9 protein-coding genes are annotated in these 9,362 nt (G+C 69.0%); 2 read left to right on the top strand and 7 right to left on the bottom strand.

The genetic code is table 11. The features are described 5' to 3' along the window. Positions 1–20: 20 nt before the first annotated feature. Positions 21–3,452, top strand: coding sequence for an ATP-binding protein (locus RTW82_RS04640; RefSeq protein ID WP_316924382.1), 3,432 nt, complete (start codon positions 21–23; stop codon positions 3,450–3,452). Next, entirely contained in the window at positions 3,433–4,092 is a 660-nt protein-coding gene (locus RTW82_RS04635; RefSeq protein WP_316924381.1) for a response regulator, read from the top strand. Before RTW82_RS04640 ends, RTW82_RS04635 begins: the two co-directional genes overlap by 20 nt. A 409-nt stretch (positions 4,093–4,501) precedes the next feature. On the opposite strand, the gene RTW82_RS04630 is transcribed toward RTW82_RS04635, so the two are convergent. The 7 genes from RTW82_RS04630 to thiL all read right to left on the bottom strand — a co-directional run bounded on the left by RTW82_RS04630 (position 4,502) and on the right by thiL (position 9,358). Continuing rightward, the gene (locus RTW82_RS04630; protein WP_316924380.1) at positions 4,502–5,299 is read right to left on the bottom strand and encodes a cobalamin-binding protein; all 798 of its coding nucleotides are present in this window, start codon (positions 5,297–5,299) and stop codon (positions 4,502–4,504) included. Further along, positions 5,299–5,718 carry a hypothetical protein gene (locus tag RTW82_RS04625; RefSeq protein ID WP_021219662.1) on the bottom strand — a complete coding sequence of 140 codons (420 nt, stop codon included), beginning with the start codon at positions 5,716–5,718 and terminating at the stop codon, positions 5,299–5,301. Before RTW82_RS04625 ends, RTW82_RS04630 begins: the two co-directional genes overlap by 1 nt. Then, positions 5,715–6,329 carry a GTP cyclohydrolase II gene (gene ribA / locus RTW82_RS04620; RefSeq protein WP_021219661.1) on the bottom strand — a complete coding sequence of 205 codons (615 nt, stop codon included), beginning with the start codon at positions 6,327–6,329 and terminating at the stop codon, positions 5,715–5,717. Before ribA ends, RTW82_RS04625 begins: the two co-directional genes overlap by 4 nt. Before the next feature lie 108 nt (positions 6,330–6,437). After that, positions 6,438–7,088 (bottom strand): TIGR02281 family clan AA aspartic protease, encoded by a 651-nt coding sequence (locus RTW82_RS04615; RefSeq protein ID WP_316924379.1) that lies wholly within the window; start codon positions 7,086–7,088, stop codon positions 6,438–6,440. Then, positions 7,075–7,851, bottom strand: a complete 777-nt coding sequence (locus RTW82_RS04610; RefSeq protein WP_316924378.1) for a transporter substrate-binding domain-containing protein — start codon at positions 7,849–7,851, stop codon at positions 7,075–7,077. The genes RTW82_RS04615 and RTW82_RS04610 overlap by 14 nt, the downstream gene beginning before the upstream one ends. A 42-nt stretch (positions 7,852–7,893) precedes the next feature. Beyond that, positions 7,894–8,397: a phosphatidylglycerophosphatase A gene (locus RTW82_RS04605; protein WP_031287757.1), complete on the bottom strand. Its 504-nt coding sequence runs from the start codon at positions 8,395–8,397 to the stop codon at positions 7,894–7,896. Then, complete coding sequence (gene thiL / locus RTW82_RS04600) at positions 8,390–9,358, bottom strand: thiamine-phosphate kinase (RefSeq protein ID WP_316924377.1); 969 nt, start codon at positions 9,356–9,358, stop codon at positions 8,390–8,392. The genes RTW82_RS04605 and thiL overlap by 8 nt, the downstream gene beginning before the upstream one ends. Between the last annotated feature and the right edge of the window lie 4 nt (positions 9,359–9,362).

Below are 9,362 nucleotides of genomic sequence, written 5' to 3'. Positions count from 1 at the left end.
CGCCGCCCAGGAGCGCCGCCGTGCAACAGACCGGTACGCAACGCATCGCCAAGATCCGCCGCGACTACAACAGCTGGGTCGCCGACGAGACGCTGGAGGACTACGCGCTGCGCTATACGCCGCGCTCCTTCCGCAAATGGTCGGAACTGCGCATCGCCAACACCGCCCTCGGCGCCGTGTCCTTCCTCGCCCTGGAAGCCATCGGCGGCGCCCTGGCCATCAGCTACGGCTTCACCAACACCCTGTGGGCGGTGCTGGCGGTGAGCCTGGTGATCTTCCTCACCGGCCTGCCCATCAGCTACTACGCCGCACGCTACGGCGTGGACATGGACCTGCTCACCCGGGGCGCCGGCTTCGGCTACATCGGCTCGACCATCACCTCGCTGATCTACGCCAGCTTCACCTTCCTGTTCTTCGCCCTGGAGGCGGCGATCATGGCGCTGGCCCTGGAGCTGTACTTCGGCATCCCGCTGGCGCTGGCCTACGTCATCTGCTCGGTGATCATCATTCCCCTGGTGGCCTTCGGCATCACCCTAATCAACCGCCTGCAGATGTGGACCCAGCCGGTGTGGCTGGTGCTGCTGTTGCTGCCCTATGTCTTCGTCATCGCCAGGAATCCCGGGGCGCTCGGCGACCTGGCCAGCTTCGCCGGGCGCGACGGCGAGGCCGGCACCTTCAACCCACTGCACTTCGGCGCCGCCTGCACCGTGGCCCTGGCGCTGGTGACGCAGATCGGCGAACAGGTGGACTACCTGCGCTTCCTGCCGCAGAAGACCCGCGCCAACCGCAAGCGCTGGTGGGCGGCAATGCTCCTGGCCGGCCCCGGCTGGATCATCCCCGGCGCACTGAAGATGCTCGGCGGCGCCTTCCTCGCCTTCCTCGCCCTGCAGCACGAGATCCCCCTGGAGCGCGCCGCCGAACCGACGCAGATGTACCTGGTGGCCTTCAACTACGTGTTCGCCTCGCCGCAATGGGCGCTCGGCGCCATGGTGCTGTTCGTCATCGTCAGCCAGGTGAAGATCAACGTCACCAACGCCTACGCCGGCTCCCTGGCCTGGTCGAACTTCTTCGCCCGCATCACCCACAGCCACCCCGGCCGCGTGGTCTGGCTGGTGTTCAACGTGGCCATCGCACTGATGCTGATGGAGCTGGGCGTGTTCGAGGCCATCGAGCAGGTGCTGGGGCTCTACGCCAACATCGCCATCGCCTGGATCGGTGCCCTGGTGGCGGACCTGGTGATCAACAAGCCGCTGGGCCTGTCGCCGCGGCACATCGAGTTCAAGCGCGCGCACCTCTACGACATCAACCCGGTGGGCGTCGGCGCCATGCTGATCGCCTCGCTGCTCTCGGTGCTGGCCCATGCCGGGCTGCTCGGCAGCATCGCCCAGGCGGCCTCGCCCATGGTGGCGCTGGTCTCGGCGATGGCGGTGGCGCCGCTGCTGGCCTGGCTCACCGGCGGGCGCTACTACATCGCCCGGGAAAGCGACCCGGCGCTGCTCCATCCGCTGCGCGAGAAGGTCACCTGCACCCTGTGCAGCAACGATTTCGAGCGCGAGGACACCGCCTTCTGCCCGGCCTACGGCGCGCCCATCTGCTCCCTGTGCTGCTCGCTGGACGCCCGCTGCGGCGATGCCTGCAAGCCCCGGGCGCGGCTCTCGGAGCAGTTCGACGACCTGGTGCGCTGGCTGCTGCCCAATGCCTCGGTGCCGCGCCTGCACACGCGCCTGGCCCACTACCTGGGTGTGCTGGTGGTGATCGTGACCCTGCTGTTCTGTGCCCTGGCGCTGATCTACAGCCAGGTTTCCCAAGGCCTCGAACACGCCCCGGCGGACGCCGCGCAGACGCTCTACCAGGCGTTCCTCAAGGCCTTCCTGACCCTTTCGCTGTTCGCCGCGATACTCGCCTGGTGGGTGGTGCTGACCCGCGAGAGCCGCCACGTGGCGCTGGAAGAGTCGAACCGCCAGACCACCCTGCTGATGCAGGAGATCGAGGCCCACCGCAAGACCGACGAGGCGCTGCAGAAGGCCAAGGAAGCCTCGGAGGCGGCCAACGCGGCGAAGAGCCGCTACGTCACGGGGCTGTCCCACGAGCTGCGCACGCCGCTCAACAGCATCCTCGGCTACACCCAGATCCTGCAGCGCGACGGCCTCACCCCGGAGCCGCACAAGGAGGCCCTGGCGACCATCTTCCGCAGCGGCTCGCACCTGCTGTCGCTGATCGACGGGCTGCTGGACGTGGCCAAGATCGAGGCCGGCAAGCTGCAACTGGAGCCCAGCGAGATCCCCTTCCCCGAATTCCTCCAGCAGTTGCAGCACATGTTCAGCCCGCAGGCCGAGGAGAAGGGCCTGGCCTTCCGCTACGAGCCCAGCGGGCGCCTGCCGGTGGTGGTGCGCGGCGACGAGAAGCGCATCCGCCAGATCCTCATCAACCTGCTGGGCAACGCGGTGCGCTTCACCGAGAGCGGCGAGGTGCGGCTGCGGGTCAGCTACCTGCGCGAAACCGCCACCTTCGAGATCATCGACACCGGCATCGGCATCGCGCCGGACCAGATCGAGCGCATCTTCCAGCCCTTCGAACGGGGCGACCCGCTGCGCCAGGACAACGGCGTCGGGCTCGGCCTGACCATCACCCGCATGCTCATCGCGCTGATGGGCGGCGATATCCGCGTGCACAGCCGGCCGGGCCAGGGCACCTCGTTCCAGGTGCGCCTGTTCCTGTCCGAGGTGCGCGTGCCCCAGGCGGTGGTGCATGTCGAGCACGACATCATCGGCTACCAGGGCGCGCGCCGCCGCGTGCTGCTGGTGGACGACCATATCGAGCACCGCCGGGTGCTGGCCGGCATGCTGGAGCCGCTGGGCTTCGAGATCGTCCAGGCCGCCGATGGCCAGGAGGCGGTGCGCCAGGTGGCCCTGCTGCACCCGGACCTGATCCTCATGGACCTGTCGATGCCGCACATGGACGGCTGGGAGACCAGCCGCCTGATCCGCCGCAACGTGCAGTCGCGGGCGCCGATCATCGTCATCTCCGCCAACGCCTTCGCCGACGACCGCGAGCGCAGCGTGGCGGCCGGCTGCAACGACTACCTGGCCAAGCCGGTGCACACCCCGGCCCTGCTGGAGAAGATCAAGGAGCACCTGGGCCTGGAATGGCTCAAGCGTCCGCCCATGGCCCCCGGTACCGAAGCGGACGGCGCGCGGCCCTCGCCCGCCGCCCTGGAGGCGCTGCGCGAGCTGAGCGAGATGGGCTACGTCAAGGGCATCCTCGAGCGCCTGGACGCCATCGAGCGCGAGGAGCCCGGGTGCACCGCCGTCCTCGCCGGCCTGCGACAACGCGCGCGGCGCTTCCAACTCAACGAATTCAATACGCTGCTGAAAGCGGCCGGCAGCCCCACCCCCCGCGTCGACATGGCGCGCGACCCGACAGGAGGAGCCCATGCACAGCTCGAGCCGTGACAGCGCCGTGGTGCTGATCGTCGACGACACCCCGGACAACCTCGCCCTGCTCAGCGATGCCCTCGACGCCGCCGGCTACAGGGTGCTGGTGGCGCTGGACGGCACCAGCGCCCTGGAGCGCGCCCAGCGCAGCCAGCCGGACGTGATCCTGCTGGACGCGATGATGCCGGGCATGGACGGCTTCGAGACCTGCCGGCGGCTCAAGGCCACCGGCGAGACGGCGGACATCCCGGTGCTGTTCATGACCGCGCTGACCGACAGCGAGCACGTGGTGGAAGGCTTCGCCGCCGGCGGCATCGACTACGTGACCAAGCCGATCAAGCCCGACGAGGTGCTCGCCCGCGTCGCCGCCCACCTGCGCACCGCCCGCGCCCTGCAGGCCGTGCGCAACGCCCCGGCGTCACGCCCGGCGCTGGACGACGAGCAGACCCAGGAGGCGCTGGCCTCGCGCTTCCAGCTCACCGGCCGGGAAATGGAGGTGCTGCACTGGGTGGCCTGCGGCAAGACCAACCGCGATATCGGCGACATCCTCGGCCTCAGCCCACGCACGGTGAACAAGCACCTGGAGCACGTCTACGTAAAGCTGGGCGTCGAAACCCGCACCGCAGCGGCGGCGGTGGCCATGTCGGCGGGGCGTTGATGCTCCTTTTGAAGCCAGGCGATGCAAGGGTGGATGACGCTCTTTTCATCCACCACCGAGGTGCCGATCAACCTCGGTGCCAGGTCCATGGACCCCTGCCCTGCCCAATGGTGGATGGGTGAAGCGTCATCCACCCTACAGCCCGCTGGGTGCTCGCTGCGGATGGCGGCTTTCGTAGGATGGCGTAGAGCGCAGCGAAACCCATCGATGCCCGGCACGGAGCCGGCATCGCGAATGAGATAGGTGATGCGTAGGGCGGATGACGCTCTTTTCATCCACCATCGAGGTACCGATCAGCCTCGGTGCCAGGTCCATAGATCCCTGCCTGCCCATGGTGGATGGGTGAAGCGTCATCCACCCTACAGCCCGCTGGGTGCTCGCTGCGGATGGCGTCTTTCGTAGGCGGCGCTCAACGAGCGGTGGCGAGGCGTTCGCAGAGCTTGCGGGTGGCGTCGAGCATCTGGAAGCTGGGGCGCTCCAGGCCGCGGTCGGGCACCGGCCACACCTGGCCGGCGGCGACGGCGGGGAGCTGCGGCCAGGCCTGCCAGGCGGCGGCCTGGGCCGGTTCGCTGACGAGGATGACCCGTGGCTGGCGCTGCAGGATGGACTCGATGCTGACCTGGGGCGCCGGCAGGCGCTGGTCGGCGAAGACGTTCTCGGCGCCGCAGACGCGCAGGGCGTCGCTGACGATCTGCCGCCCGCCGAGGGTGTAGAGCGGCTTGTCCCACACTTGGTAGAACACCGCCAGCGGCACCTCGCGGCGGTATTTCCCACGCAGCTCGGCGAGCCCGGCGGCAAAGCGCTGACTCAGGGCACGGCCCTGTTCGGCGCGCCCCACACGCTGGCCCACTTCGGCGAACACCCCGGCCAGGTCATCCAGTTGCCGGGGCTCCACCCGCAACTGCTCGATGGGGGTGCGCCTGAGCTGTGCGCGGCCGGCAGCGCCGACGCTGTCGGGCCACAGCAGCACCAGGTCGGGCTTCAGCGCCAACAGGCTTTCGATTTCCAGCTGGCCGTAGCGGCCGACACTGGGCAGCCCCGCCAGAGCGGCCGGGCGCTCGCCACCATCGAGCACGCCCACCAGCAGGTCGGCGGCATCCAGGTCGAGCATGAGTTCGGTAAGGGAAGGGGCGAGGCTGACCACGCGCAGCTGCGCCATGGCGGGCAGCGCCAGGCACAGCAGCAAAGCGCCCAGCAGGCTGCGCATCAGCCCAGTTGGCGCGGGATGCGGTAGAGGCTGAAGATCACCACGCTGCCGAGGGCCAGCAGCACCAGGGCCACGGCGTTAAGGCCGGCGAACACGGCGACGGCGCCGATCCAGGCCGGCAGGCCGGCGCCGAGGAAGGCCACGCGGCGGGCGCGGGCCAGGGCGATCCAGGCGGCGGGCTCCTCTTCGCTGTCGAGGGCTTCCTCGGTGGCGATCAGGGCGCGCTTGTAGCCGCGGAACAGCGGCAGGCTGATGAACATGGAGATCAGCGCCGCCAGGAACAGCGGCATCTCCAGGGCGGCGAACACCGGTTCGCCGGAGCCGAACAGCAGGTTGAGCACGAACAGCGGGGCCAGGGCGATGGCGAGGTAGGCCCACCATTCAAGGCCCAGCTTGCGGCGCACCTGGTTGCGGGTCATAGCTCGACTTCGCCCTGGTGCAGGCTGCCGAGCATGTGGCCGAGCTTGCCGGCCTTGGTCGCCAGGTACTTCTTGTTGTGCGGGTTGAGGCCGGTCTGCAGCGGCACGCGTTCGGCGACGCGGATGCCAAAGCCTTCGAGGGCCTTCACCTTGCGCGGGTTGTTGGTCATCAGCTTGATGCCGGAGATGCCCAGGTGGTCGAGCATCGGCAGGCAGATGGCGTAGTCGCGCTGGTCGGCACCGAAGCCCAGGCGCTCGTTGGCCTCGACCGTGTCGGCGCCGCCGTCCTGCAGCTCATAGGCGCGGATCTTGTTCAGCAGGCCGATGCCACGGCCTTCCTGGCGCAGGTACAGCAGCACGCCACGGCCTTCCTCGGCGATGGCGCGCAGGGCGGCCTCGAGCTGGAAGCCACAGTCGCAGCGCAGGCTGAACAGGGCGTCGCCGGTCAGGCATTCGGAATGCAGGCGGCCGAGCACCGGGGCACCATCGGCGAATTCGCCCATGGTCAGGGCAACGTGTTCCTTGCCGCTGGCCTGGTCGAGGAAGCCATGCATGGTGAAGAGGCCGAAGGGCGTGGGCAGTTGGGAGGCGGCGACGAAGACGACGGACACCACGGATCTCCTGGGATTTCGAAAGGCCGGCATTGTATCAGCAGCATTAACCGGCCGGTCAGACTGAATAGTTGGGGATAAGGATCGAAACGCTTGGACGATCGAGCCTCAGATCTTCGATTCCAGCAGCAACACGCCCTGGTCCTCGCGCCAACGCACGCGGTTGAGGAAGCTCATGCCCAGCAGCACGTCGACCGGGGCATCGCCCTCGACCACCGCGCCTTCGACGCCGAGCACTTCCAGCGGGCCGACCTTGACCCGGTCGAAGACCACCCGCCAGGCACGCACGGTGCCGGAGGCGGTGCTGGCGGTCATCGGCTTGCCGGTGACGCGGTAGTCGAGGCCGAGGATGCGCGCCTGGTTCTCGCTCATGGCGACGGTGGAGGCACCGGTGTCGACCATGAACTGCACCGGGTGGCCCTCGATGGCACCGGCCACCATGAAGTGGCCATTGTTGCCGCGGGCGATGCTCATCTGGGTCTTCTGCGGGGCGCTGGCGCCGGCCTGGTTGTATTCGCGGGAAAGCTCGTAGGTGCGTTCGATACCGCCGATGCGCAGCACCGCGCCCCGGCTGCTGGCACTGACCACCTCGACGCCGCCGGGGCCGGTCTGGCCGACCTTCACCAGCTTGCGCTGGCCGTCGACGCTGAGCACCGCGGCATTGGGGAACAGGCCGACCACCTGCACCTGGGGTTCGGCATGGAGGGCACCACAGCAGGCCAGCAGCAGGCTGGCGCAGAACAGATCAAGGCGACGCATGGTGGCTCTCCGGTTCCGGGTCGAAGGGGTACGGCTGCCCCCAGTGGGCGAAGACCGGGCGCAGCTCGCCATTTTCCACCAGGCGCGCCATGCGTTCGTCGAACAGCTCCGCGAATTCGCGTCCGCGTGCCGTGTCACCGAAGGCGACATAGAGCTTGAGCTGGGTGAGGTAGGTGATGCGGTAGTTTTCCGGGTTGGGGCTCTGCCGCAGGACGTCGTCGACCTCGGTGCGGGCGTCGATGTAGTAGTCGGCATGGTCGAGGTCGAGCATCGAGAGGATGCCGCCGCGCCGCTCGATCTCCTGGAAATGCGCCAGGTTCGGCAGGTAGCGCTCGTAGCCGTAACCGCGCATCCACACCAGGCGGTGTTCGCCGAGGTTGGCCAGGGTGGGCACCGGTGCCCCCTTCAGGGCCAGGGCGCTGATGCGGTCGGCGTCGTAGTTCCAGTGGGGGTAGATGGCCCAGGGCACTTCGTCACGGTAGGAGCCGACCCAGGCGTCGGCCTCGCCGCGCTTCACCAGGCCGATGGAGCGGGTGTAGGGCACCGAGCGCGTGCGCAGGTGCACGCCGACCGGTTCGAAGACCTTGCGCAGGATGTCCCAGCCGAGGCCGCTGCCGTCGGCGTCGGTGTGTGCGGCCCAGGTTTCGGCGGCGATCACGACTTCCGTCGCGCTCGCTTCGGGCTTGTTGCCCGGGGATGCGTCCACCGCCAGCGCCCAGGGCGCCAGCATCATTGCCAGCAGTCCGACCAACCAGCCGCGCATCATCACTCCCCTTCCGCTCCCTGCCGAGTCCAGGTCTGGCGGCTAGCCCACGCCCCAGACGATCAGTTGCATCGCCAGCCAGGCGAAGACGCCGGCCAGCACGTCGTCGAGCATGATGCCGACGCCGCCGTGGACGTGCCGGTCGATCCAGCGGATCGGCCAGGGCTTGAGGATGTCCATGAACCGGAATACCAGGAAGCCTAGCAGCAGCCACTGCCACCCTTCGGGCACCAGCCAGAGGGTGATCCACATGCCGACCATCTCGTCCCAGACGATGCCTTCGTGGTCGTGCACGCGCAGGTCATCGGCGACCTTGCCGCACAGCCAGAAGCCGAACAGCATGGTCAGCCCGAGCATCAGCCAGTAGCCCCAGTCGGGCAGCATCTGCCAGAGCGGGATGAACGGCAGCGCCACCAGCGAACCCCAGGTGCCGGGGGCCTTGGGCAGGGTCCCGGAACCGAAGCCGAAGGCGAGGAAATGCCAGGGGTTGCGCCAGACCGAGGGCGGGGCCGGTGGCACCGGCTCTTGCTGCGGATGATCAGTCACCTTGACTCCCGAAATGTTGAAAGCCCCGTGCCGGCGGCCGGATATCCCCGCCATCGGCGTCGAGCAGGTGCACGCCCTGGCCCGCTTCGACGCGGCCGATCACGGCCACCTCGGGCCAGGCGGCCTGCAGGGAGGCCAGGTGCTGCGGCGGCAGGGTGAAGGCCAGGCGGTAGTCGTCGCCACCGGCCAGTGCATGGTTCAGGGCCGGCTCGCGCGGGTAGAGCGCACGCAGGCCGGCGGACAGCGGCAGGCGCTCGCGCTCCACCATCAGTGCGACAGCGGAGGCGGCGGCGATGTGCCCGCAATCGGCGAGCAGGCCATCGGAAATATCCAGCGCCGCGCTGGCCTTGCCACGCAGGGCGATGCCGAGGCCGATCTGCGGCGGCGGCGACCAGTAGTGGGCGAGCAGCGCGCGGGCTTCATGGCTGTCGTCATCACGCTCGCCGAGCACCAGGGGCAAGGCGCCGGCACCGTCACCCAGGCTGCCGCCGACGCAGAGCAGGTCGCCCGGGCGGGCACCGGCGCGGGTCAGGGCCTGGCCGGCGGGCACGCGGCCGAACACGGTAACGGTCATGCTCAGCGGGCCCCGGGTGGTGTCGCCGCCGATCAGGGCGATGGCGCAGTCGCGGGCCATGGCGTCGAGGCCACGGGCGAGCCCCTGCAGCCAATCCGCATCGGCGGCCGGCAAGGTCAGGGCGAGAGTGAAGCCGACGGGCGTGGCGCCCATGGCGGCCAGGTCGCTGACGGAAACCGCCAGGGCGCGCTGGCCGAGCAGGAAGGGGTCGCAGTCCAGGGGGAAATGCACCCCGGCGACCAGGGTATCGGTGGAGACCGCCAGCTGTTCACCGGCGGGGAGTTGCAGCAGGGCGCAGTCGTCACCGATACCCAGCGCGATGCCCTCGCCAGCCGCTGCACAGGCAGCGGCGACGAAGTAACGGCGGATCAGCTCGAACTCACCCATTCCT

Origin of the sequence: Pseudomonas sp. zfem005 (genome assembly GCF_032621735.1) — a bacterium.
Classification (GTDB): domain Bacteria; phylum Pseudomonadota; class Gammaproteobacteria; order Pseudomonadales; family Pseudomonadaceae; genus Metapseudomonas; species Metapseudomonas solani.
The sequence above is the reverse complement of the archived record's forward strand: the minus strand, read 5'-3'. Positions and strand labels throughout refer to the sequence as shown.

Coding starts and splice junctions, on each gene's coding strand:
- RTW82_RS04635 (WP_316924381.1), top strand. CDS start 3,433: ATGCACAGCTCGAGCCGTGACAGCGCCGTGGTGCTGATCGTCGACGAC.
- RTW82_RS04630 (WP_316924380.1), bottom strand. CDS start 5,299: ATGCGCAGCCTGCTGGGCGCTTTGCTGCTGTGCCTGGCGCTGCCCGCC.
- RTW82_RS04625 (WP_021219662.1), bottom strand. CDS start 5,718: ATGACCCGCAACCAGGTGCGCCGCAAGCTGGGCCTTGAATGGTGGGCC.
- RTW82_RS04615 (WP_316924379.1), bottom strand. CDS start 7,088: ATGCGTCGCCTTGATCTGTTCTGCGCCAGCCTGCTGCTGGCCTGCTGT.
- RTW82_RS04610 (WP_316924378.1), bottom strand. CDS start 7,851: ATGCGCGGCTGGTTGGTCGGACTGCTGGCAATGATGCTGGCGCCCTGG.
- thiL (WP_316924377.1), bottom strand. CDS start 9,358: ATGGGTGAGTTCGAGCTGATCCGCCGTTACTTCGTCGCCGCTGCCTGT.